Below are 24,937 nucleotides of genomic sequence, written 5' to 3' on the forward strand. Positions count from 1 at the left end.
CGGTTGAAGACAGGGACTGTTTAAGCGTCGTATTCTTTTTCATGGACTCGCCCTCGCTGCCGTTGGCTTCTTAGACTGCCACCGTGGCGCATTGACGCCTCGGCGTGGGCGAGTCCATCCAATTACAGAAGATTGTGGTCAGACACAAATCCCCGTCACACCCAGTAACCCTGTAGGAGCGAGCCTGCTCGCGATGAGACCTGCACATCCAACAGAAATACCGCCAGACACACCGCCATCGCGAGCAGGCTCGCTTCTACAGGTGATTGTGGTTGAACACAAATGCCCGGAACGCCGAGTTACCTTGTGCTCGCGATGGCTGCATTACAGACAGTAACAAGACCCAACCCCATCGATGGTGTAAGCTCTCGGGTTCTTCGGATTCGACCCTTTGCGAGCCCTATGCCGTTGCTTTTCAAACGCTCCCTGCTGCCAAAATTGCGCAGTTTTCCGCTGGCTGCCGATGCCGTCAGCATCCTTTCCGGCGCTGCCGAGTTTCGTCGTTGCCTGCTGGAAAAAATCGCCAGTGCCACACAGCGTATTTACATCGTTGCGCTGTACCTGCAACAAGACGAAGCCGGCCAGGAAATTCTCGATGCGTTGCACGCCGCCAAAGCGGCGCGGCCGGAACTGGACGTGGTGGTGGTCGTCGACTGGCTGCGCGCCCAGCGTGGCCTGATCGGTGCCGGCAAGCAGCCGGGCAACTCGGCCTGGTATCAGGAAATGACCCGCACCCACGCCAGTGTTGTGCCGGTGTACGGGGTACCGGTGCAGACCCGCGAGCTGTTCGGCGTGTTGCACCTCAAGGGTTTTGTCATCGATGACTGCATGATCTACAGCGGCGCGAGCCTGAACAACGTTTATCTGCACAAGTTCGACAAATACCGCTACGACCGTTATCACCTGATCCAGAGCCGTGAACTGGCGGATTCGATGCATCACCTGGTTCAACACGGTCTGGTGGCCTCCAAAGCGGTGCATCGCCTCGACCTGCCGAACCTGCCGACCACCCGCAGCCTGCGCAATGACATCGGCGACCTGCGCAGCCGCCTCAAGCACGCGGCCTACGACACCACGGCAGGCACCACGATCAAGACGGGTCTGACGGTTAGCCCGTTGCTCGGCGTCGGCAAGAACAACCCGCTGAGCCGGGTGATTTGCGAGCTCATCGCCAGTGCCCAGCATCAACTGACCATCTGCACGCCGTACTTCAACCTGCCCTTGGCCGTGACCCGGGAAATCAACCGGGCATTGGGGCGAGGTGTGAAGATCGACATCGTGGTCGGCGACAAGACCGCCAACGATTTCTATATTCCGCCGAGCGAGCCGTTCAAGGTGATCGCTGCGCTGCCGTACCTGTACGAGATCAGCCTGCGCCGGTTTGCCAAGCGCCATCAGCGCAACATCGACAGCGGCCAGCTGAACCTGCATCTGTGGCACGATGGCGACAACACCTATCACCTCAAAGGCATGTGGGTCGATCAGCGCTACACCTTGCTGACCGGCAACAACCTCAACCCACGAGCTTTTCGCCTCGACCTGGAAAACGCCTTGCTGATCGATGATCCGCAAAGCCAGTTGCTGGGGCCTCGACACAATGAGCTGACCGAAATCTTCCAGCACACCCGACGCATCGAACGCTACCAGGACCTGGAAACCCTCGCCGAATACCCGGCGGGCGTGGCCAAGTTCCTCAAGCGCGTCAGCCGTGTGCGCATCGAGCGTTTGCTCTACCGCATCCTGTAACGCTTGGCCCCAATCCCTTATGGGAGCGACCACGTTCACTCCCATAAGGGATCTGCGTTGACTGGGTGGTTTCAGCTAATATGCCCACCACTCAAAACAACAACAGGGCTTGCTTCGGTCAATGTCGGAAAAAGACACTATCTCTATGCAATTGGTGCGTGAAGCGCTGATGCAAAGCTGCGCCCCGGGTATTGCCACTGAAGAAGTGTTGAGCAAGGTCGGCATTGATCCGCTGCTGATGGACCGTGCCAATGGTCGCGTGCCGGCCACCGCTTATGCGCGTCTGTGGCGGTTGTTGGCACGGCGAGGGGACGATGAGTTTTTTGGCATGGACCCGCGCAAACTCAAATCCGGCAGCCTGGAGTTCCTCTGTCGCTGCGCCATGGTCCAGCCGAATCTGGCAGCGGGCCTCACCAGCGGTTTGAGTTTCCTGTCATTGATGCTTGAACACCTGCCCGCCGAGTTGGTGCGTCAACAAAGCCTGGCGGAAATCGTGCTGCTGGAAGACGACAAAGACCCGCGCCGGGCCTTCACCTATTTCACTTATTGGATGATCGTGCACGGCGTTGCCTGCTGGCTGGCGGGGCGGCGGATACCGATCCTGGCCATCGAGTTGCGCTGTGCGCAGCCGGACTTCTGCGATGACTACCAGGTGATGTTCTCGCAGAATCTGCGGTTCGACCGCCCGCGCACGCGGATGATTTTTTCCGCCGATTGCCTGGATTCACCCATCAAGCGCAGCCCCGAGGAACTCAAGCGATTCCTGGCCCATGCACCGGCCAATATCCTCGTGAAGTACCGTGATCCTGACAGCCTGGCCAGCCGCATCAAGCAGGATCTTCGGCAATTGCCCGCCGAACACTGGCCGGAAACCGAGGCCCTGGCGCAGCGCCTGTGCATGTCGGCCTCGACCTTGCGCCGTCGACTGGCCGAAGAAGGGCAGACCTATCAAGGTCTCAAGGACAGCGTGCGCAAGGAACTGGCGATTGTCTGGTTGGCCGAGCCGACCATCAGCTTCGCCGAGATCGCCACACGCCTGGGATTCGCCGATGCCAGCTCGTTCTACAAGGCCTTTCGCAAATGGTCGGGTTCCAATCCCGGGCATTACCGCAGCTTGATCCTCAACGACGTAGAGTGATTTCGCCGGCTCAGTCCTTGAGTGTCCAGCGGCTCTACTGTGCGACCACCGCAGGCTTGGCGGGTTCATCCTTGGCGGGCACATCCGGGTTTTGCATGACCTGAAGCACCGAGGCTTCCGGGTCGAATTCGTCTTCTTCCAGCTCGAAGAATTCTTCGGGCAGGAAGATGTTTAGAACGATAGCGCACAGCGCGCCGACCGTGATGGGCGACTCGAAAATGTTGTGCAGCGCCATCGGCAGTTCGCGCAACACCTCGGGAACGGCGGCCACGCCCAGGCCCATGCCGAGGGATATCGCCACGATCAGCATGTTGCGCCGATGCAGGCCGGCTTCGGCGAGGATCTTGATTCCGGCCACGGCCACCGTGCCGAACATCACCAGTTCGGCGCCACCCAGTACCGGTTTGGGCATCAGTTGCAGTACCGCGCCAATCATCGGGAACAATCCCAGCACCACCAGCAGGCCAGCGATGAAGAACGCCACATAGCGACTGGCGACGCCGGTGAGCTGGATCACGCCGTTGTTCTGGGCAAAGGTCACCATCGGCATGCTGTTGAAGACGGCGGCCATGGCCGAGTTGAGGCCGTCGGCGAGCAGGCCGGATTTGATCCGGCGGATGTAGACCGGCCCCTTGACCGGTTGCCGGGAGATCATTGAGTTGGCGGTCAGGTCGCCGGCGGCTTCCAGGGGCGAGACCAGGAAAATCACCGCCACCGGCACAAACGCCACCCAATCGAAGGAGAATCCGTACTTGAACGGCACCGGAACGCTCATCAGCGGCACGTCGGGCAGGCTGGAGAAATTCACCTGGCCCATCAGCCATGCCACGAAATAGCCTAGCGTCAGACCGATCACAATCGCCCCAAGGCGCAAGAACGGCACGTCCACCCGGTTCAATACCACGATGGTGCCCAGCACCAGTGCCGCCAGCGCCAGATGAATCGCGGCGCCAAGGTCAGGCGCGCCGAAGCCGCCGGCAATGTCGGTCATCGCCACTTTGATCAGCGACAAACCCATGAGGGTAATGATGGTGCCCGTCACGACCGGGGTGATCAGCATCCGCAGTTTGCCGATGAACTGACTCAACGCCACTTCAATGAAAGCGGCGAAAAAGCACACGCCGAAGATCGTCGAGAGGATTTCGTCGGTGCCGCCGCCCCGAGCCTTGACCATGAAGCCGGCGCTGAGGATCACACTGATGAACGAAAAACTGGTGCCTTGCAGGCACAACAGACCGGAACCGATCGGGCCGAAGCGCCGCGCCTGAACGAAGGTGCCAAGGCCGGAGACAAACAGCGCCATGCTGATCAGGTAGGGCACTTCGCTTTGCAGGCCCAGGGCGCTGCCCATGATCAGCGTTGGCGTGATGATGCCGACGAAACTGGCCAGCACGTGCTGCAGGGCGGCGAACACCGTGGCGGTCAGGTGGGGGCGGTCGTCGAGGCCGTAGATCAGATCATTGTGGCGTGGAGCGGGGGCTTTTTCGGAGGCGGTCATGGTGATTTGCGTGCCAGAAGGCGGGCCGGGTCAGAAATTGGACGCGCAGGATGCCAGAAGCATCTTGTCACAGCAAAACAACCTGGCCGGCAATGCGGATCAGAGCCGCGGCGCCAACACCTCGCCGACACTGCGGCGGCGGGCGTGCAACTCGCTGGCATGGATCAGTTGTTCGAGGTCTTCAGGGGTCACGTCAAAGAACGCTTCCATGTCTGCCAACGCCTGTTTCAGGTCTTGGGCGGTGATGGCCTGACTGTCGACCGGTGGGTGGTCGGCCGGGATCACAACCGCCGATTCACTGGTGCGTTTGGGGTAACGAACCCGTGTCAGGTTGTTATAGGCCAAGGCACTGAGCAGCATCGTCGCTGCGCTGAGCATCACCGGCGCCAGGGCTTTCCAGTCCATGGCGATGGTCGCCGGATCGGCCAATACCAGAATCAGCGCCAACGCGCCGGCCGGCGGATGCAGGCAACGCAGGCAGCACATCAGAATCAGCGCCATGCCCGCCGCCAGACACGCCGTGCCCAGGGTGCGCCCCAGAAAGTGAGCGACGAGCAATGCGAGGACCCCGGCGCACAGGTAGCCACCCATAATCGACCACGGCTGCGCAAGTGCGCCGGAGGACACGGCGAACAGCAACACCGCCGAAGCGCCCAGCGGGCCGATCAAATGTTGCGCCACTTGCATGCCGAACACCTGACTGCAAAGCCAGACGCTGAGCAGCGTCCCCAGCGCCATGCCGATGGCGGCACGGCTCCATTCAGTGGGTCGGGTATTGATGGCGGCAGGCAACCAGCGGGCAAACATTTCGAAAGTGCTCCAGAAAAAATCAATGAAAAAAAGGACTTAGCCTGGAAACCCAGAAAGCCCTTGAAGTTGTTCCAACTATTGGGGGAGGAACGGGCACAGTTTGCCGTTCAATCCTGATGCTGACAAATTCATATTAATGCGCTTTCAGTGCATTAATTTTGCTGTATCGACTTGCCTCGACCGCTCATGAAACACAGCAGTCCACCCAGCGCCGCAAGCGCGCTCATCGCATAGAACATGGTCGGCGCCGGGGTGTGCATCAGCAGGAAGCCGCAAATCACCGGGCTCAATGCGCCGCCCAGCGCCGCCAGGTTCTGTGCGCCGTAGTAACTGCCGCGTAATTCGTCCGGTGCGAGGGTGTCGACGAAGAGGAATTCGGCCGGGTAAATGATGATTTCACCGAGGGTGAAAATGAACATCGCCACGCACCAGCTCACTACGCTGTCTGCCAGGCTGAAGCCGATCAGGCCGAGGATGAACAGGCCGGTGCCCACGACGATCCATTGCCGCAAGTGCTCGCGTTTGAGGAAACGTCCGATCTGGTATTGCAGCGCGATGACGCTGATGGCGTTGCAGGCGAGCAGGGCGGCCATGATTTCCATGGTGTGTTGCGCGTCGCTGGTCACCAACAGGTACTGCGACAGGTAAAACGTGAACCGGCCATGTACCACCGTGCTGAGCAGGCAGCCTGCGGTGAACAGGATCAAGGTGCGGTCGTTTTTCAGGGTGATCAGGGTTTTGAGAAACGTCTGAGCCTGCACCGCAACAGGTGCTCGCGCAGACTCTTTCGGGATTCCGGTCATCAGGAAAATACTGAAGAGCGCGATGGCCGCTGCGACCAGGAACGGCGCGCTGGTGAAGCTGCCGGCAATCAACACACCGAACATCGGCCCGACCGCGTAGCCGATGTTGGTCAACGTATAGCTCAGGGAAAACGCCTTGGCGCGCTGGCCCACGGGCAAATTGTCGCTGAGGATCGCTTTCGAACCGATCAGAAACAGCGACGAAGCGGTTTCAGTGACGATCAAAGTCGCCGTGGTCAGGTAAAGGTTCTCGGCAAACGTCAGCAACACCAGACCGATGGCGCTGGAAAGCATGGCGAGGATCAGCAGCCGGCGCTTTTCGAAGCGATCGATGATGTAGCCACCGTACAGCGACAGCAGGGTGGCGACGAATACGGCGATGCCGAGCAGCAGACCAACGTCTTGTTGGTTGAGGTCGAGTTTGTCGCTGACAAACAGGGTGAGCAGCGGGCTGGTGATGGCGCGGCTGACGACAATGGTCAGCGAGCAGATCAGCAAACGGCGGATAAGCGGGGAGTAACTGACCACGGGGAATGTCCTTATTCGATTGAGCCGGTTTCAGCCCAATCCCGGACGCTACTGTAAACGCAACACGGAACCCGTGGCGAGGGAGCTTGCTCCCGCTGGGCTGCGTAGCGGCCCCGAGAAGGGACTGCTGCGCACTCCTGCGGGAGCAAGCTCCCTCGCCACAGGTTTAATGATTATCCTGACCAGACTTATGCCACCACCGAAGCCGCCGACCACTGCTGATACGGAATCGGTAGCTTGCGTGACTCGCCACGGCCTATCGGGAAGTACTTGAAGCCGTTGCGCGCCAGGCGATCGGCGTCGTAGAGGTTGCGGCCGTCGAAGATCACCGGGGCGTTGAGCCGCTGCTGGAGCAGGTTGAAGTCCGGCGCCTTGAACTGCTGCCACTCCGTGCAAATGATCAGCGCATCGGCGCCGGAGAGCACCGATTCCGGTGTGCCCATGAGCATCAGTTTCGACTCGTCGGGATACAGCTGCTGGGTTTCCTGCATGGCTTCCGGATCGAACGCACGCACACTGGCCCCGGCCGCCCACAAGGATTCGAGCAACACCCGGCTCGGTGCGTCGCGCATGTCATCGGTGTTCGGTTTGAACGCCAGGCCCCACACGGCAAAGGTCCTGCCGCGCAAATCCCCCTGGTAAAACGCGTTGATGCGCTCGAAGAGTTTGTGTTTTTGCCGCTGGTTGATCGCTTCGACCGCTTGCAACAGATCGCTTGAGCAATGGGCTTCTTCGGCGCTGTGGATCAGGGCGCGCATGTCCTTGGGGAAACACGAACCGCCATACCCGCAGCCGGGATAGATGAAGTGGTAACCGATTCGCGAATCGGCGCCGATGCCCAGGCGCACCGATTCGATGTCGGCCCCCAGGTGTTCAGCCAGTTCGGCGATCTGGTTGATGAAGCTGATCTTGGTCGCCAGCATGCAGTTGGCGGCGTACTTGGTCAGTTCGGCACTGCGCAGGTCCATGAACATGATGCGTTCATGATTGCGGTTGAAGGGCGAGTACAGATCGCGCATCACATCACGCACGTCTTCGCGCTCGCAGCCGATCACGATACGGTCCGGGCGTCGGCAGTCGGCCACGGCCGAGCCTTCCTTGAGAAATTCCGGGTTGGAGACGATATCGAACTGCAACAAGCGGCCGACCGCGATCAGGCATTTGTCGATGTGCGCGCGCAGGGCATCGCCAGTGCCCACGGGGACGGTGGATTTTTCCACCAGAATCACCGGTTGCTCACGATGCCGTGCCACCGCTTCGCCGACCGACATCACGTAGCGCAGATCCGCCGATCCATCTTCCCTGGACGGTGTACCGACCGCGATGAACAGCACCTGGCCATGCTGCACCGCGAACTTCTCGTCGGTGGTGAACTGCAGCCGTCCGGCGTCCAGGCTTTCGCGCACCAGGCTGGCCAGCCCCGGCTCGAAAATGCTCACGTGGCCCTGTTGCAGCCATTCGACCTTTTTCTCGTCGATGTCCATGCAAACCACGTCATGCCCGACTTCAGCCAGGACAGCCGCCTGCACCAGGCCCACGTAACCGCTACCAAATACACTGATTTTCATGGTTTGCTCCTGCCGCGATCCGTTGCGACCACAATTAGCAAAGCCATGTTGCAGTTCATCTATCACGTCGGTCGTGTCGGGGCGCCACGGCGTTGACTTTCCCGGCCATGACCGGCAGCGTAGCGGCCATCGCTGAACCCACTCCGTTTTTTGTCTTTTGTTACACCTATCTATTTCAAGGCCGTTCGTTTGATTGACTTACCCGTTGCTGATTCACGTAATCCCTCCGTCAACCCGCTCACCGTGTATCTGGCGCGACTCGCGCCGTCCAGCCAACTGACCATGCGTTATGTGTTGCAGGACGCTGCCGACCGGTTGGGCTTCGAAGATATCGATATCGAGGAGATCCCTTGGCACAACCTGCAGCCTGAAGACGTGATCGCGCTGGTCGCGACCCTGCGTGAGGATGGCTACGCACCGAACACTTCCTCGCTGTACGTCAATGCGGTGCGCGGCGTCATGAACGAAGCGTGGCGCATGAGCCTGATTTCCCAGGAACACCTGCTGAAGATGCGTTCGGTGAAGGGCATCGCCGGGACGCGACTGTCCCAGGGGCGCAATCTCAGGCGGTCACTGATCCAGGAGTTGATGGCGGTCTGCGCCGCCGACCCACGGCCACAAGGCCTGCGTGACGCGGCGATCATCGGGATTTTGTACGGTTCGGGGATGCGGAAATCGGAATCGGTGAACCTGGAGCTCAACCAGGTCGACTTCGCTGAGCGCAGCCTGCGCGTCACCGCCAAGGGCAACAAACAGCTGATCAAGTACGCACCGGCCTGGGCGTTCGCCAAACTTGAAGCCTGGCTGGAATTGCGTCGTTCGATGTTGAAGGAGGGGGAGGAGGACGATCCGTTCCTGTTCAACCGCATTCGCCGTGGCAGCCACATCACCCGCGAGCGCATCACCAAACATGCGATCTACTACATCGCGCGGCAACGGGGCGCCCAGGTCGGGGTGAAAATCATGCCCCACGATTTCCGGCGCTCATTCATTACCCGGGTGATCGAAGAGCACGATTTGTCGATTGCACAGAAACTGGCCCACCACAGCAACATCCAGACCACGGCCAATTACGACGTGCGTGATGACAATGAACGGCGCCGGGCGGTCGATCGCTTCGACCTTTGAAGCGCGGCGATCAAACCTCGCTCAGGACGTGGGCGTGGCCGATGGTCGAGACCTGGACCGTGCTGCCGGCGGGCGGCGCATACATGCCGGAGCTGCGGACCAGCAATGACCGACCGGATTGTTCGCTGTTGGCCAAAGGCTGCAGCTCCACGGTCAGGGTGCAGGTATTGCCGCTGAAATCCCGGTCGGTGACGACCGCACGGCAACCGGCAACCTCTGCATCGCTGGGCAGGATGCTGAGCAGTTGCAGCTGTTCAGGCCGCAGCATGATCTGCGCCGAGTTGTTGTTGCGGTGGTTGTTGACCGGAATTCGCCCCAGATCACAATGGGCCCAGCCGGCCTCGATGCGCGCCGGCATGACCACGGCATCGCCGAGAAACAGCGCGGTTTGTTCATCCTCGGGGTAACGGTAGAGGTCCAGCGGATGCCCCGATTGCACCAGTTGACCGTGACGCATCACTGCCAGCTGATCGGCGAATGACAAAGCTTCGCTCTGGTCATGGGTGACCAGAATGGCGGTGACGCCGGTGTCTTCGAGCAATCGTGCGACCATTTTGCGCATGGCGGCGCGCAAACCGGTATCGAGTGCCGAGAACGGCTCATCCAGCAACATCAGTCGCGGTTGCTGTGCCAAGGCGCGGGCCAGTGCCACACGTTGCTGCTGACCACCGGACAATTCGTGGGGCCAGCGCTCGGCCATGTTCGAATCCAGCGCCACGCTGTCCATCAACTCATCGATGCGATGCTGCCGGGCCGAGCCCTTGGTCGACAGGCCGAAGCCGATGTTGGCCGCCACCGTCATGTGCGGGAACAGTGCACCGTCCTGCGGCACGTAGCCGATCAGGCGCTGGTGCGCCGGTACTTCGTGCGTGTTGTCGACCAGGGTCTGGCCGTTGAGCGACAGACGTCCGGAATCGGGGAATTCGAAGCCTGCGATCATTCGCAGCAAAGTGGTTTTGCCAGACCCCGAGGGGCCGACAATGACGGTGCGGCTGCCGCTGGGCACTGACAGGCTGACGTTGTGCAGGGCACGATGGGTGCCATAGGTTTTGTTCAGTGAGTGCAGTTCGAGCGTGTTCATCGGCCCGCCGTTTTCTTCGATTGGTGATAAAGGAGCCCGGTCAGCGGCAGCGACAATATGATCATCAACAGGGCATAGGGGGCTGCGGCGGCGTAATCGATTTCGCTGGTCATCGCCCAGAACCCGGTGGCCAGGGTGCGCGTGCCGTTCGGGGCGAGCAGCAGGGTGGCGGTCAGTTCATTGGTGATTGCCAGGAACACCAAAGCTGCACCAGCGGCAGCGCCCGGTGCAGCCAGGCGCAAGGTGATCAACCACAGCGCGCGGGCGGGTGAACGCCCAAGGCTGCGGGCGATGTTTTCCAGCTCCACCGGTGCCTGGGCGATACCGGCACGCAAACTCACCAGGGCCCGTGGCAAAAACATCAAAAGATAGGCCAGCAGCACGGTGATCGTGGTCTGGTAGATCGGTCGGGCAAAGTGGATGGTGACTGTCACCAACGCCAGTGCCACGACAATGCCGGGCAGGGAACTGGTGATGTAGTTGCAGCTTTCCAGCACACGCTGCAGGCGACCGGGATAACGAATCGACAACCAGGCAATCGGGATCGCCGCAGAGGTGGTCAGCGCTGCGCCTGTCACCCCGAGCAACAACGTTTGCTCCAGGGCAGGCAACAGCTCGGTCAGGTCCCAGACCTGCGTGCCCCCGGCGATCAGCCACTTACCCAACGTGATCAGCGGAACACCCAGGGCAAGGATGCAGGTCATAATCATCAACGCTGTGGACAGAAGGGTCGACGGCGTTTTCAGGCTCACGACCCGTTGCTCACGGGCACTGCCCGAACCGACGCGGGCGTAACGCGCCGTCCCCCTTGCAGCCGATTCCGCCGTCAACATGGCCAGGCAACACAACGCAAGCACACTGGCCAGCATGTGCGCGGCAGGGCCGTTGAAAGTGGATTTGAACTGATCGAAGATCGCCGTGGTGAACGTGTCGAAGCGGATCATCGCGTACAGGCCGTATTCGGCCAGCAGATGCAAGCCGACCAGCAACGCACCACCGCAAATCGCCAGGCGCAGTTGTGGCAACACCACGCGAAAAAACACGGCCCAGGGCTTGAGCCCCATGGATTCGGCGACGTCTTCAATGGCCGGGTCGAGCCGGCGCAATGTCGCCGCCACCGGCAAATATAGAAACGGGAAATAGGCGATCACCGATACCAGCACGCCGGCGAACAGCCCGTGAATTGGCGGCACCAGGCTGACCCACGCGTAACTGTGAACGAAGGCGGGCACCGCCAGCGGCGCGGTTGCCAGCAACGACCACCAACGCCGTCCCGGCAGATTCGTGCGTTCCGTCAGCCACGCCAGCGTCACGCCCAATGCGATGCATAACGGAATCGTCAGCAGCACCAGCAACACGGTGTTGACCAGCAACTCGCCAACCCGTGGGCGGAACACCAATGTCACAACGCTCGCCCAGCCGGTCTGCAAGGACACGCCGATAACGTACGCAATCGGCAGCAGTGCGAGTAGCGAAACCAGCACCGACAAACCGATCACCCACGCACCGCCACGCCCCGCAAACGCACCACGGGAACGTCGACGCAAATTTGCGGGTATCGGCTTGGCGATTCCCGCAGGCAGTATTTCCGGCATCAATTAGAGCAGTCCGGCCTGTGTCATCAGCTCCACGGCTTTTTTACTGTCGAGTTTCGAGGCATCGACGGTCGGCGCATCGAGTTGTTGCAGAGGCACCAGTTTAGGGTTGGATGCAGCGTTCTTGCCCACGGCGTATTCAAAGGACTTGCCATTCTTCAGCACCGCCTGGCCATCCTTGCCCGTGATGTATTTCAGGAACGCCTGGGCTTGTTCCTTGTGTTTGCTGGACGCCAGCACGCCGCCACCGGAGATGCTGACAAACGCGCCCGGGTCTTTGTGTTTGAAGTAGTGCAGGGCGGTGTTCTTGCTGTTCTCGCCGGTCTTGGCCTGATCGACGTAAGCGTAATAGTGATAGATCACGCCGCTGTCGATCTGCCCGGCATTCACCGCTTTGAGCACCGAACTGTTGCCGCGGTACGCGGTGAAATTGGTTTTCATCGCCTTGAGCCAGTCGAGTGTGGCGGCTTCGCCTTTTTGTTCGAGCATGGCGGCGACGATCGCCTGGAAGTCGGCACCGCCCGGTGAAGCGGCCCAGCGACCTTTCCAGCTGGGTGCGGCCAGGTCCATGATCGATTTCGGCAGGTCGGCTTCCGTCAGCTTGCTCGGGTTGTAGACGAATACGGTGGAGCGCGCGGCAATGCCGACCCATTTGCCATGGGCCGGGCGATAAGCGGCGTCCACTTGCTCCAGCGTGCTCTTGTCGAGCGGGGAAAACAGGCCGGCGTTGTCGACCAGCACCATGGCCGGGGAGTTTTCGGTCAGGAACACATCGGCCGGCGAGTCTGCACCTTCCTGAACGATCTGATTGCCCATCTCGGTGTCATCACCGTTGCGCAACGTCACCGGAATACCGGTTTCCTGGGTAAAACCCTCGACCCAGGCTTTGGTCAGGCTTTCGTGCTGGGCGTTGTAGACCACCAGACCGACGGTATCGGCGGCGTAAGCGTGACCCGCACTCAGCAGCGCGGTGGTCAGCAGGGCTTTTTTCAGAAAGGACGGAAAACGGGAAATCATGCGGCGCCAGCTCCTGTTCTTTTTAACTTGCAGACTCAACCAGAGAGAATCGACAACGCAACGTCGTCAATTATTCTAGATCAATAGGAATCATTTGCATGTTTGAGGGGCGGCTAATTTAAACCGCCCCTTGAGAAAAAAACGTCAAATCATTGCGACGCAGGGCAGCCTTTTTGTATGCCAGCCGACGCCTGGTTGATCAGCGCAGCCAGTCGCTTGACGTTCTTCTGTTGGGCGAGCACCAACTCGTCGATGCTGGCACCGGCGGGCGTCTGCAGGGTGCTGCGGCAAATGATGCGAACACCGTCAATTTCACTTCCGCTGCGCAGACGCCATTTGACGTCCATCAGCGCATATTGCCCGGGGATCGAATCAAATCGCTGCACATTGACCCCCAGCGCCTGACGGGTACCCGGATTGTTGTTGATCAATTGATCGGCCAGTGCACTGCGCAATTCGTCGACGAGCGAGGCACCCCACCATTGGGTTTCCAGAATCGCCAGGCCGCTGTCGCCTTCGCGAATGACGATCTGCGGGCGATCGACCTGGGGTGGAACGGTAAGGGTCTCGATCTGAATAGTCCCGGCGTTCCTTGGGTGAGCGCCCGGTTGGGCCGGGGTCAGCGTGTGGAATTGAATCGGGTCACTGCGGCAAGCGGCGAGCAGTAACACAGAAGCGAGCAATGTGAACTTCAGCGGAAAAGCCATGGATGTTGCTCCTGTACTCAATTGCGCGGAGGCCCTTTCAGGTCCATTGGTGCGGCATTGTCGGGACGCCCGCGCAGCAGCGATTCCGGATGCCGGCCCAGGTAATCCGAAAGGTCACGCAAGGATCTCGATGTGCGTCCCAGTTCGTCCAGGGTCGTGCCCAGTTTTTCCCGTTGCGGTGAATCCTCGGCCAGGGTCGAGTTGGCCGACTGCAGTGTCGTATTGGCCGACTCCAGGGTCCTGCTCAGGTCCGCCAGGGTGGTAGTCACACCAGGCAATGTTTTGCCGTTGAATTGCGTCAAGCCTTTGCGCAACTCGACGAGGTTGCCATCGAGGTTGCCGGCAATGCGTTCCACGGGCAGTTTGTTGATCTTGTCGACCATGGCTTCGAGTTTTTCCTGCAATTGTTCGAGGCTGCCCGGCACGGTGGGGATCATGATCGGGCGCGCAGTGGCATCGAACACGACCTTCTCGGCTTTTGGATAGAAATCCATGGAAATGTAGAGCTGGCCGGTCAGGAAGTTGCCGGTACGGGCCTGGGCGCGCAGGCCGTTCTCGATAAAGGAGCCGATCAAGCGCACCGCACCGGCTTCGTCACTCGGGTCATGATTGAGCGCCTTGAGCATTTTTACGTGGGCCTGCCCCAGGCGTTGCGGATAAATCACAATGCCGACATTGAGCGGGAAAGTGCGTTTCTTGGCGTCGAAATCCAGGTTGATCGACACCACTTTGCCGATTTCGATGCCCAGGAACTCAACCGGCGCATCGATCTTGAGTCCGCGCAGGGCCTGGTCGAAACGCATGGACATGTACTGCGGTTTGCCATTAGGCGGGGCGAGGGCGGTTTGCTGGTCGTCGAACAGTTCGTAGGCGTATTCGGCAGCCGCAGGTTTATCGTTGGGGCTGTAATCCGGTGCGCGGAACGCAATGCCACCGACCAGGATGGCAGACAACGATTCGGTCTTGACCGCAAAACCGTTGGCGCCAACGTTGACGTCAATGCCGCTGGCGTTCCAGAAACGGGTGTTTTCGGTGACATACTTGTCGTGCGGCGAGTGGATGAACAATTCGATGTTCACGCCTTTACCGTCCGGATCGAGGGCGTACGCCACCACTTGGCCGACCGGAATCTTGCGGAAGTAAACCGGCGAGCCGATATCCAGCGACCCCAGGTCCTGGGTGATCAAGGTGAAACGCTTGCCCGGTTCGCCATAGGTGATCGGCGGCGGGTTCTCCAGGCCCTGGAAGTTTTTCGAGCGGCCATTGGCCTGGCCGATATCGGCGCCGATGTAATCGCCGGACAGCAACGTATCGATACCCGAGACGCCGCCGGCCCCGATACGTGGCCTTACCACCCAGAACTGCGAGTCTTCGCGGGTAAAGCTTTCCGCCTGCTTGGACAGTTTGATGGTGGCGTTGACGCTTTTCTGGTCGTTGCTCAGCTCCACGTCCGTGACATGGCCGATCACCACGTTGCGGTACTTGACCTCGGTCTTGTTGGCGGTCAGCCCGCTACCGGTTTTGAAGTTCACCACGACGGTGGGGCCTTCTTGCAGAATGCTGTGGACCACCAGCGACATCCCCACCAGCACCGCGACAATCGGCACGATCCAGACCAGCGAAAAGCTGAAACGGCCACTTGTCTTGATCGGGGCCTGCCCGGGAGCTTGTGGCTCGTTAGTGGTTTGCGACTGCATCCTTGACCTCCTCAGTTTGTGGGTCCTGCTGCTCTTTATCCCAAATCAGGCGCGGGTCGAAACTCATCGCCGACAGCATGGTGAACACCACCACCAGACCAAAGAACAAAATGCCCAGGCGCGGCTCGATGTCGGCCAGGGCTTGAAACTTCACCAGCGAGGCCACCAGCGCGACCACGATGACATCGAGCATCGACCAGTAGCCAATGACTTCGACGAAACGGTACAGCGAAGAACGTTCCTTGCGTGCCCAATCGCTGTCGCGTTGCACAGTCACCAGCAGCATGGTGAGCGCGACGAACTTGACGCCCGGCACCGCGATACTGGCGATAAAAATGATCAGGGCGATGTCCCACGCGCCGGCTTCCCAGAACTCCAGAACGCCGCTCATGATCGTGCTGTCGGCGCCATTGCCGACCATTTTGGTATTCATCACCGGCAACAGATTGGCCGGGATATAGAACACCAGCGCCGCGATCATGTAGGCCCAGGTCCGGGTCAACGAATTGGTTTTGCGCCGATGCAAGGGGGCGCCGCAACGCTCGCATTCGTGGGGTTGATGGGTCACGTCGCAGGCCAGCCCACAGGTGTGGCACAGGCAAAGATTGAGTTCGTCGGCGACCGGTGGCCTGCTCATTGGATGTCCCACAGTTCACGAATGTCGCGTCCGGCGATGCGGATCATCAGAAGGCTCAGGATCGCCAGGGCAATCAGGCCGATGCCGGGCAGCACGTCGAGCAATCCGGCGAGCTTGATCACCGCCACCATGGCGCCCAACAGGCAGACTTCGAGCATGCTCCAGGGCCTTAAGCTTTCCAGCCAGCGCATGCAGAATTTGAATCCGGGCGAGCGCCGCTGAGTGACGGCGAACCCCAGGACCCAGAGCAGCAGCATCAACTGGATGATCGGCGCAATGATCATCGCGATGGCGGCAACCATGGCAATGAACGTAATAGGCCCCAGGCTCAGGGCCAACACCGAGTCCCAAAGGGTCGCGCTGTTTTTCAGGCCTTTGAGGCTGATGCTCATGATGGGATAGAAATTGGCGAAGACCCACAGCACCAGTGCGGTAAACGTCAGCGCCAGGCGCTGCTCCACCGTCAGGCCGTTATGGCGCTGAAGCACGCCACCGCAGCGTGTGCACAGGGTTTTTTGATGCTTGGCGAGCGTCACTTTCTCGTACACGCAATCGCAGTGCTCGCAGATGATCAGTTGATCAGTAGTCGCCATGGGTCAAGCTCAAAAGAAGGCAGGAAGTTCAGAGCACCTCAACAATATAGAAGTGGTTCGCAATTGAGCAAATAGAAATAAGAGGAGGGGGCACGCAAAAAACTGTAGGAGCCGGCTTGCTGGCGAATCGGGCGGTGCGGTGTGTCAGGCAAACCGCTTTCGCTGGCAAGCCAGCTCCTACAGGGGTAAGGGTGTCAGCTCAACACCTCGCGCATCCGGTACCACAACATGCCCAGTGCCAGCAGGGGCGAGCGCAGGGCGCGGCCGCCGGGGAAGGTCATGTGCGGCACAGCGCTGAACACATCGAAGCCTTTGCTGTGACCGGCGTGGATCGCTTCGCCCAACAGCTTTGCGCACCAGTGGGTCACGTTCAGGCCATGACCAGAGTAGCCCTGGGCGAAGAACACGTTCGGGTGCTGACTCAAGCGACCCACCTGCGGGAAGCGATTGGCCGAAATGCCGATCTTGCCGCCCCACTGATACTCGATGCGCACATCGGCCAGTTGCGGGAACACCTTGAGCATCTGTGGACGCATGTACGCGGCAATGTCTGCCGGATCCCGCCCGGAATAATGACAGGCACCGCCGAACAGCAATCGCCGGTCTGCCGAGAGCCGGTAATAATCCAGCCCGACTTTCTGGTCGCACAACGCCAGGTTGTGCGGGATCAGTTGCACGGCGGCCTCTGCTGATAACGGCTCGGTGGCAATGATGTAGCTGCCCGCCGGCAACACTTTGCCGCTGAGTTTGGGTTCGAGTTCTTCCAGGTGCGCGTTGCAGGCCAGCACCAGTGTGCCGGCGCGCACCGTACCGCCCGCACAACGGACTTGCGCGGTGCTGCCGTGGATCAACTCCAGCACCGGGCTTTGCTCGAAGATCTGCACGCCAAGGGACTCTGCGAGTTTCGCCTCGCCCAAGGCCAGATTCAGCGGGTGCAAGTGCCCCGAGCCCATGTCGATCAAGCCGCCCGCGTACACGCCAGAGTTCACAACGTGTTCACGGATCTGCCCGGGGTCGATCAGTCGTGTCTCATGGCCGTAACCCGACTCGATCAGTTCCGCCTGTTCGGCCTTCATCGCGGTGAATTGTGCCGCCGTATTGGCCAGTTCGCAGAAGCCCCAGCGCAGGTCGCAATCGATACCGTGTTCGCGGATACGCTTGGCCACCACCTGCACCGACTCGATACCGGCGTGCTCAAGGTATTGCACGCCGTCGGCACCAATGTGTTTGGCAAAACCGCTGACGTCATGCCCGATGCCGCGGATCAGCTGACCGCCGTTGCGCCCGCTGGCGCCCCAGCCGATCCGCCGGGCTTCCAGCAGAATCACCGAGAGACCACGCTGGGCCAGTTCGATAGCGGTGTTGATACCGGTGAAGCCGGCGCCGATCACACAGACGTCGGCCACCAGGTCCGCGTCCAGCGCCGGGCGCGGCGTCATACCGTTGGCCGATGCTGCGTAATAGGAGTGAGTGTGTTCGCTGGTGTACTGATTCATTTGTTGGACTTCACTTTGCTCCACGAACGAGTCATCAGACGCATGATCGGCTGGGGCGGGGTGGTGGAGATGTAGAGCTTGTCGAGGACTTCCTGGGGTGGATAAACCTCAGGATTGTTGACCAGTTCAGGGTCCATGAATTGCTTGGCGGCCGGGTTCGGGTTGGCGTAGCCGACCGAAGCGCTGACCTTGGCGATCACCTGTGGGTCGAGCAGGAAGTTGATGAAGGCGTGGGCTTCTTTCGGGTTGCTGGCATCGGCGGGAATGGCCAGCAAGTCAAACCACAGGTTGGCGCCTTCCTTGGGAATGGCATAGGCGATGTTCACGCCATTGCCGGCTTCCTTGGCCCGGTTGGCCGCCTGGAACACATCACCCGAGTACCCGAACGCGACGCAGATGTCACCGTTGGCCAGGTCGGACACGTATTTGGACGAGTGGAAATAGGTGATGTATGGGCGAATGCTCAGCAACTTGGCTTCGGCTTTCTTGAAGTCTTCAGGGTTCTCGCTGCGCGGGTCCATGCCCATGTAGTTGAGCATCGCCGGGAACACTTCATCGGCCGAGTCCATCATCGACACGCCGCACGCGCTCAACTTTTTGATGTTTTCCGGCTCGAACAGCACGGCCCAGGAGTCGATCTTGTCGATGCCCAGCACTTGCTTGACCTTGTCGACGTTGTACCCGATGCCGTTGGTACCCCACAGGTACGGCACCGAATGCTCGTTGCCCGGATCGTTTTTCTCAAGCAGCGCCAACAGTTTCGGGTCAAGGTTCTTGAAGTTCGGCAGTTGCTCGCGATCCAGTTTGAGGAAGGCACCGGCCTTCACCTGACGGGCGAGGAAGTGGTTGGACGGTACCACCACGTCATAGCCAGTACGCCCGGCGAGCAGTTTGCCCTCCAGGGTTTCGTTGGAATCGAAGACGTCGTAGATCACCTTGATCCCGGTCTTGGCCTGGAAGTCGGCGAGGGTGGTTTCGCCTATGTAATCGGTCCAGTTATAGACGCTGACCTGTGGCTGGGCCTGGGCGACGGCGCTGAACAGAACCGCCAGCGCGGCCGGGACCACGGCTTTCAATAGACGCATATCGATACCTCTTGGAATTATTGGGTTATCCCGATTTTTTCTGGCCGAACTGTAGGAGCCGGCTTGCTGGCGAAAGGCGAATGCGGTGTATCAGGTACACCCCGCCACGTCTTTCGCCAGCAAGCCGGCTCCTACAGGGAGCGCGTGTGTGCTGTTGTCAGACGCTGAGCATCAGGAACTCACGCTCCCACGAACTGATCACCCGCTTGAAGTTCTCGTGCTCGGCGCGTTTGACCGCGACGTAGCCACGCACAAACTTGTCGCCCAGGTAGCGGCCGATGGTTTCGCTCTCTTCCATCTGGGTCAGTGCGTCTTCGATGGTGATCGGCAGGCGCAGGTTGCGACGCTCATAAGCGCGGCCCTGTACCGCGGCGCTCGGTTCGATGCGCTCGACCATGCCGAGGTAACCACACAGCAGGCTGGCGGCAATGGCCAGGTACGGGTTGGCGTCGGCGCCCGGCAAGCGGTTTTCCACGCGCATGGCATCCGGGCTGGAAGTCGGTACGCGCAGGCCGACGGTGCGGTTCTCTTCGCCCCATTCGACGTTCACCGGTGCCGAGGTGTCCGGCAGGAAGCGGCGGAACGAGTTGACGTTCGGCGCGAACATCGGCAGCACTTTCGGGATGTACTTCTGCAGGCCACCAATGTGATGCAGGAACAGCTCGCTCATGCTGCCATCGGCATTGGCAAAGATCGGCTGGCCGGTGGCGATATCGACCACGCTCTGGTGGATATGCATGGCGCTGCCTGGCTCATCGCCGACCGGCTTGGCCATGAAGGTCGCCGCCACGTTGTGCTTGAGCGCCGCTTCACGCATGGTGCGCTTGAACACGGTGATCTGGTCCGCGAGGTCCAGGGCGTCGCCATGACGGAAGTTGATTTCCATCTGCGCCGGGCCGTCTTCGTGGATAAGCGTGTCGAGGTCCAGACCTTGCAATTCGCACCAGTCATAAACGTCTTCGAACAGCGGATCGAATTCGTTGGCCGCGTCGATGGAGAACGACTGACGACCACTTTCGGCACGGCCCGAACGGCCCATCGGTGCCTTGAGCGGCAAGTCCGGGTCTTCGCAACGCTGGGTCAGGTAGAACTCCATTTCCGGTGCAACAATCGGACGCCAGCCCTTGTCGGTGTACAGCTGCAGGACTTTTTTCAGTACGTTGCGCGGCGACAGTTCGATCGGGTTGCCGAACTTGTCGAAGGTGTCGTGGATCACGATGGCGGTCGGCTCGATGGCCCACGGCACCACGTAAACAGCGTCGGCGTCCGGCTTGCAGACCATGTCGATGTCGGCCGGGTCGAGCAGGTCGTAGTAGATGTCGTCGTCGACAAAGTCCCCGGTTACCGTTTGCAGAAGGACACTTTCCGGCAGGCGCATGCCTCGCTCATGCAGGAACTTGTTGGTCGGTGCAATTTTGCCGCGTGCAATGCCGGTCAGATCACTGACGACGCACTCGACTTCGGTAATCTTGTGATCTTTCAGCCAAGTGAACAGCTGATCGAAAGGGACATTCATAAAGACCTCATTATTGGTTTTATTAACGCCAGGAGAGGCCAGTTTCATCCGCCGGACACTTCCCCTGTAGCGCGTTGACGACTATCTTGTGCGAGCCTTGCAGTTCCATCTATCCACTTTAAGCAGCACAAAGCGCACCAAAAGAGTGCGTAAGGTCGTCCCATGACAGGTTCCAATTCCCTCCAGGTCCAAGCGTTCAACACCGCCGATGTCGCCGAGCAAATCCGCGCCACGCCGGGCTGGGTGCAGCAATATCAGCAGATGTCGCCGGGACATTTCGCGGGCCTGGTGCGCTACCTGGATCTGCAGGGCGTAGAGATTTACGAAGAGTCGATGAACACCCGGGTCGAGCAGAATTTCAGTGCGCCCCAGGGTTCGCTGGCGTTCTGTTTCGACCGCAGCGACAACGCGCTGTACGTGTTGAATGGTGAAAGCCGCAACATCTGGATCACCCCGGAGAACTATCAGGAAATCGCCGTGGTGTTCGGCCCCGAGTTTGTCCAGCGTCACAGCCTGGATGTCGCCCGACTCGAAGGCTTGTTCATGGCGCCGCTCAACTCCCAGCAAAATGCGCTGTTCAGTCGTTGGCTTAGCGGCACGTTGACCCGTCTTTCGCAGACGTTCGATCCGCCGAGCCGCGAAGCCCTGACTCAGCAATTGCTCGACGATTGCCTGTTCATTCTCGACAACGCCTGCGTCTGTCTGGATCAGGGTGCATTGCAACGCCGCGCCGGAGAGCGGGCGATCATGAAGCGGGTAGGGGAATGGGCCGCGGACACGCCGGAGGAACACCTCAACCTGCTTGAGCTGTCGCAGGTGGCCGGGGTTTCGCTGCGCCAGTTGCAGCATGCGTTCAAAACCTACACCGGCATGGCGCCAACCCAATGGCTGCGTTTGCGTCGCCTCAACAGTGCCCGCCGCGAATTGCTCAGCCGCACGCCGACGCAAACCACCGTGGCCGAAGTGGCGATGCATTGGTCGTTCTGGCATTTAGGCCGGTTTTCCAGCAGTTACCGTGCGTTGTTCAACGAACTGCCGAGTGACACGCTCAAGCGTGCGAGTGTGATTCAGTCAAGCGGTCGCCGCCGACGTTAGAACGTCGGCGGCGTAATCACCCAAATCACCACCGCATCGATGTCGCCAGGGTTGCCGTAGCGGTGCGGTTCCTGGCTGGAAAAGCTGAAGCTGTCGCCTTCATTGAGCTGAAAATAACGCTCGCCGACCCACAATTCGAAACTCCCCGAGAGCAGGTAACCGGCTTCTTCGCCGTCATGGCTGTAGCTTTGCTGGCTGTAGGTGCCCGGTGGAAAACGTGAGTGGAGCATTTCCAGTTGGCGGTTGGCCTGTGGGGTCAGCAACTGATCGACGATGCCGTCTTCGTAATGCACATTCAGGCGACTGTTCTTGCGCACCACAATGCCGTCGTCCTCAGGATCGGTGACGGCCTCACTGGCGAAAAACCATTGAATGGTCACGCCCAGGCTTCTGGCAATGTTGAACAGCGCGGGGATCGACGGATACGCGAGGTTGCGCTCCAGCTGGCTGATATAGCCGGCAGTGAGTTCGCTCTGTTGCGCCAGTTCCGCCAGGGTCATGCCCCGACGTTTGCGCAGGCCACGAATCCGCGTGCCGAGGAAATGCGGTTCGGCGTTGCCGGTTGCGGGGGGTGTCTTGCTGTTGCTGCTCATGGAAAATTCCGAACCGGGATGGGGGCGACTTGCGGTTTTCTGTAGGAGCTGGCTTGCCAGCGATGGGGGTACAGACACCGCCGTTATCCAGCCAGCACGCGTTATCGTTAACGACCTTCGCTGGCAAGCCAGCTCCTACAAAGCTCAGCGGTGAAAGCCCCGGAGTATAAACAGCCTTAAAGCTCCCACGCGACTTTCAAGCCTTCGTAAATCGCTTCTTCGGCAGTGCGCGGCGCCAGGCAATCGCCGATGCGCCGAAATTCCACCAGCCCTTGCAATTCATCGCCCAAGGTATCCACTGGTTGATGCCCCTGGCACAACACCAGCGTGTCGATGTTTTCCATCAACATCGGTTCGCCACTGGCGGTGTGTTGCAGGTACACCGTGTTGTCATCGCAGCCATACAACCGCGCATAGGGTGTGATCGGTACGGCCAGTTTATGCAGCTCGCCCGCCAGTTGATCGCGTACGTACAGCGGCAGGTTTTCCCCGCAATGGGTGCCGTTAACCGCCAGTTGCACCTGGTGCCCGGCGCGGACCAGACGCTCGGCAATGCCGGGGCCGATCCAGTCGCAGCGCCAGTCGACAACGACCACTGAACGGCCAATCTGCACTTCATCGCGCAACACCTGCCAGGCATCCACTACCTGCAATTCGCCGCCCCGTTCGAACGCCGGCCAGTAGGGCTCGGCGCCCGTCGCGACAATCACCAGGTCGGGTTTTTCTCTTTCTACCAGCGCTCGATCAACACGGGTATTGCGGATGACACGCACGCCGGCCAATTCCATCTCCCTTTGCAGGTTGGTACTGGCGCCACCGAACTCGCTGCGTCGCGGCAGCAACTGCGCAAGCAACACCTGACCGCCGAGTTGTGAACTGGCTTCGTAAAGCGTCACTTCATGCCCTCGCTGGGCGGCGACGGCAGCGGCTTTCATGCCCGCCGGGCCGCCGCCGGCGATCATGATGCGCTTGCGATGCGGCGTCGGTTTGCGTTCACTGAAAATCAGCTCACGCCCGGTTTCCGGGTGCTGGATGCAGGAAATCGGCAAGCCCTTGTGAAAGTGCCCGATGCACGCCTGATTGCAGGCGATGCACGCACGTACGTCTTCGGCGCGGCCGGTGTCGGTCTTGTTCGGCATCTGCGGGTCGCAGATCAAGGCTCGGGTCATGCCGCACATATCGGCTTGGCCCCGGGCCAGAATAAGCTCGGCTTCCTGGGGCTGGTTGATGCGACCCGTGACGAACAACGGGATGTTCAAACTCGCCTTGAACGTCCCGGCCTCTTTGGCCAGGTACGCCGCTTCAATCGCCATCGGCGGCACGATATGCACCGCGCCGCCGAGCGACGCCGACGTGCCGGCGACGATGTGCACGTAATCCAGTTGCGATTGCAGCCGTTTGACGGCGGCCAGGGATTCGTCTTCGGTCAGGCCTTGCGGGTCGCGTTCATCGGCGCAGATGCGCAGGCCGATGATGAATTGTTCATCGGTCGCCTCGCGGATGGCGGCAATGATTTCCCGCAGAAAACGCAGGCGTTGGTCCAGCTCACCGTTGTAGCCATCGGTGCGGCGGTTGACCCGTGGATTGATGAATTGCGCCGGCAAGTAACCGTGACTGGCCACGACTTCGACGCCGTCGATTCCGGCCTGATGCAAGCGGCGGGCAGCGGCGGCGTAACCGGCGACGATCTCGTCGATCATCGCCTGGTCGAGTGCCCGGGGCATCACCCGGAATCGCTCATTGGGCACCGTCGAAGCGGAGTAGGCCACGGCCAGCAAACCGTCGCTGGACTCCATGATTTCCCGACCCGGATGGAACACTTGCGACAGCACCACGGTGCCGTGGGCGTGGCAGGTTTGCGCGAGTTTTCGGTAACCCTCGATGCATGCATCGTCGGTCGCCATCAGCACATGGGAGGTGTAGCGCGCACTGTCGTGAACGCCGGCCACTTGCAACACGATCAGCCCGACACCGCCTTCGGCGCGCGCCCGGTGATAGGCGATCAGTTGCTCGTTGACCAGGTTGTCGGTGGGCATCGACGTGTCGTGCCCGCTGGACATGATGCGGTTTTTCAGACGTTTGCCACGGATCTGCAAGGGTTCGAACAGGTGCGCGAAGGCAGGTGTCGAGGTCGGCATGGTGCGGATACTCCAGGCAGGCTGACCTGTGTATGCAGGAGCGAGCTTGCTCGCGATGAACTTGAGGGCGACGCGTTCATCCTGACAACACGCATCATCGTTAACGTCCATCGCGAGCAGGCTCGCTCCTACAGAAACATCAGGTTTTCGGTGTTGTTATTATTTGCTTATAGAAATTTACCTTCAGTAAAAAATCAACTTAATTCTTTACTTTGCGCTGCGCTAGCGTGGATCAGCGGATGGACGCTGCGACGCACTGGCCTTACTGTCTGCGCTGCCGAGCTGGCCCGGAGAACCCATACAATGCGTTGTTGCGCTTGCTGGATCGCGTGGCGCCGGGGTATCCGAACTGATCCAGAATTTGTGGGGTATGCGCTGGCGCTATCGCTGGCAAGCCAGCTCCTACAGGGATTGTGTCGACCGCAAAAGGTGTGGCAACCCGAGATCCTGTAGGAGCTGGCTTGCCAG

Annotated in this window: 20 protein-coding genes; 4 read left to right on the forward strand and 16 right to left on the reverse strand. The window is 60.1% G+C overall.

What is annotated here, in order from left to right:
• The first annotated feature begins 402 nt into the window (after positions 1-402).
• Complete coding sequence (gene pssA / locus CKW15_RS20830; RefSeq protein WP_095060104.1) at positions 403-1,746, forward strand: CDP-diacylglycerol--serine O-phosphatidyltransferase; 1,344 nt, start codon at positions 403-405, stop codon at positions 1,744-1,746.
• 121 nt (positions 1,747-1,867) lie between these two features.
• Positions 1,868-2,884, forward strand: coding sequence for an AraC family transcriptional regulator (locus CKW15_RS20835; protein ID WP_095060102.1), 1,017 nt, complete (start codon positions 1,868-1,870; stop codon positions 2,882-2,884).
• A 34-nt stretch (positions 2,885-2,918) separates the two neighbouring features.
• Here CKW15_RS20835 and CKW15_RS20840 read toward each other — a convergent pair whose 3' ends face one another.
• The 4 genes from CKW15_RS20840 to CKW15_RS20855 all read right to left on the reverse strand — a co-directional run bounded on the left by CKW15_RS20840 (position 2,919) and on the right by CKW15_RS20855 (position 8,091).
• Positions 2,919-4,382: a nucleobase:cation symporter-2 family protein gene (locus CKW15_RS20840; RefSeq protein WP_095060100.1), complete on the reverse strand. Its 1,464-nt coding sequence runs from the start codon at positions 4,380-4,382 to the stop codon at positions 2,919-2,921.
• Between the two features lie 99 nt (positions 4,383-4,481).
• Positions 4,482-5,189, reverse strand: a complete 708-nt coding sequence (locus tag CKW15_RS20845) for an HPP family protein (RefSeq protein ID WP_095060098.1) — start codon at positions 5,187-5,189, stop codon at positions 4,482-4,484.
• Positions 5,190-5,344: 155 nt separating this feature from the next.
• Positions 5,345-6,523 (reverse strand): MFS transporter, encoded by a 1,179-nt coding sequence (locus tag CKW15_RS20850; RefSeq protein WP_095060097.1) that lies wholly within the window; start codon positions 6,521-6,523, stop codon positions 5,345-5,347.
• Between the two features lie 188 nt (positions 6,524-6,711).
• Positions 6,712-8,091 carry a UDP-glucose/GDP-mannose dehydrogenase family protein gene (locus CKW15_RS20855; RefSeq protein WP_095060095.1) on the reverse strand — a complete coding sequence of 460 codons (1,380 nt, stop codon included), beginning with the start codon at positions 8,089-8,091 and terminating at the stop codon, positions 6,712-6,714.
• Positions 8,092-8,280: 189 nt separating this feature from the next.
• Between CKW15_RS20855 and xerC the strand changes: the two genes are divergently transcribed.
• Positions 8,281-9,219: a tyrosine recombinase XerC gene (xerC, locus tag CKW15_RS20860; protein ID WP_095152636.1), complete on the forward strand. Its 939-nt coding sequence runs from the start codon at positions 8,281-8,283 to the stop codon at positions 9,217-9,219.
• Positions 9,220-9,229: 10 nt separating this feature from the next.
• Here xerC and CKW15_RS20865 read toward each other — a convergent pair whose 3' ends face one another.
• From CKW15_RS20865 to CKW15_RS20910, 10 genes are all read right to left on the reverse strand, one after another.
• The gene (locus tag CKW15_RS20865) at positions 9,230-10,300 is read right to left on the reverse strand and encodes an ABC transporter ATP-binding protein (protein ID WP_095060091.1); all 1,071 of its coding nucleotides are present in this window, start codon (positions 10,298-10,300) and stop codon (positions 9,230-9,232) included.
• Positions 10,297-11,895, reverse strand: a complete 1,599-nt coding sequence (locus CKW15_RS20870) for an iron ABC transporter permease (RefSeq protein ID WP_095060089.1) — start codon at positions 11,893-11,895, stop codon at positions 10,297-10,299. The genes CKW15_RS20865 and CKW15_RS20870 overlap by 4 nt, the downstream gene beginning before the upstream one ends.
• 3 nt (positions 11,896-11,898) lie before the next feature.
• Positions 11,899-12,912, reverse strand: coding sequence for an iron ABC transporter substrate-binding protein (locus CKW15_RS20875; RefSeq protein WP_095060087.1), 1,014 nt, complete (start codon positions 12,910-12,912; stop codon positions 11,899-11,901).
• Positions 12,913-13,061: 149 nt separating this feature from the next.
• Positions 13,062-13,619 (reverse strand): membrane integrity-associated transporter subunit PqiC, encoded by a 558-nt coding sequence (locus tag CKW15_RS20880; RefSeq protein WP_095060085.1) that lies wholly within the window; start codon positions 13,617-13,619, stop codon positions 13,062-13,064.
• 17 nt (positions 13,620-13,636) lie between these two features.
• On the reverse strand, positions 13,637-15,316 hold the full coding sequence (locus CKW15_RS20885) for an intermembrane transport protein PqiB (protein ID WP_095060083.1): 1,680 nt from the start codon (positions 15,314-15,316) through the stop codon (positions 13,637-13,639).
• Positions 15,297-15,953: a paraquat-inducible protein A gene (locus CKW15_RS20890; RefSeq protein WP_095060081.1), complete on the reverse strand. Its 657-nt coding sequence runs from the start codon at positions 15,951-15,953 to the stop codon at positions 15,297-15,299. The genes CKW15_RS20885 and CKW15_RS20890 overlap by 20 nt, the downstream gene beginning before the upstream one ends.
• The gene (locus tag CKW15_RS20895) at positions 15,950-16,546 is read right to left on the reverse strand and encodes a paraquat-inducible protein A (RefSeq protein ID WP_095060079.1); all 597 of its coding nucleotides are present in this window, start codon (positions 16,544-16,546) and stop codon (positions 15,950-15,952) included. The genes CKW15_RS20890 and CKW15_RS20895 overlap by 4 nt, the downstream gene beginning before the upstream one ends.
• A gap of 194 nt (positions 16,547-16,740) precedes the next feature.
• Positions 16,741-18,042, reverse strand: coding sequence for an FAD-binding oxidoreductase (locus tag CKW15_RS20900; RefSeq protein WP_095060078.1), 1,302 nt, complete (start codon positions 18,040-18,042; stop codon positions 16,741-16,743).
• Entirely contained in the window at positions 18,039-19,127 is a 1,089-nt protein-coding gene (locus CKW15_RS20905; protein ID WP_095060076.1) for a polyamine ABC transporter substrate-binding protein, read from the reverse strand. Before CKW15_RS20905 ends, CKW15_RS20900 begins: the two co-directional genes overlap by 4 nt.
• Before the next feature lie 157 nt (positions 19,128-19,284).
• A complete protein-coding gene (locus tag CKW15_RS20910; RefSeq protein ID WP_095060074.1) occupies positions 19,285-20,643 on the reverse strand; it encodes a glutamine synthetase family protein in 1,359 nt (452 codons plus the stop codon).
• A 162-nt stretch (positions 20,644-20,805) separates the two neighbouring features.
• Here CKW15_RS20910 and CKW15_RS20915 point away from each other — a divergent pair, with 162 nt between their 5' ends.
• Entirely contained in the window at positions 20,806-21,738 is a 933-nt protein-coding gene (locus tag CKW15_RS20915) for a helix-turn-helix domain-containing protein (protein WP_095060072.1), read from the forward strand.
• Here CKW15_RS20915 and CKW15_RS20920 read toward each other — a convergent pair.
• Positions 21,735-22,331 carry a helix-turn-helix domain-containing protein gene (locus CKW15_RS20920; protein WP_095060070.1) on the reverse strand — a complete coding sequence of 199 codons (597 nt, stop codon included), beginning with the start codon at positions 22,329-22,331 and terminating at the stop codon, positions 21,735-21,737. The genes CKW15_RS20915 and CKW15_RS20920 overlap by 4 nt on opposite strands.
• A 176-nt stretch (positions 22,332-22,507) precedes the next feature.
• On the reverse strand, positions 22,508-24,469 hold the full coding sequence (locus CKW15_RS20925) for an FAD-dependent oxidoreductase (RefSeq protein ID WP_095060158.1): 1,962 nt from the start codon (positions 24,467-24,469) through the stop codon (positions 22,508-22,510).
• Between the last annotated feature and the right edge of the window lie 468 nt (positions 24,470-24,937).

Origin of the sequence: Pseudomonas sp. Irchel s3b5 (assembly GCF_900187435.1) — a bacterium.
Taxonomy (GTDB): Bacteria; Pseudomonadota; Gammaproteobacteria; order Pseudomonadales; family Pseudomonadaceae; genus Aquipseudomonas.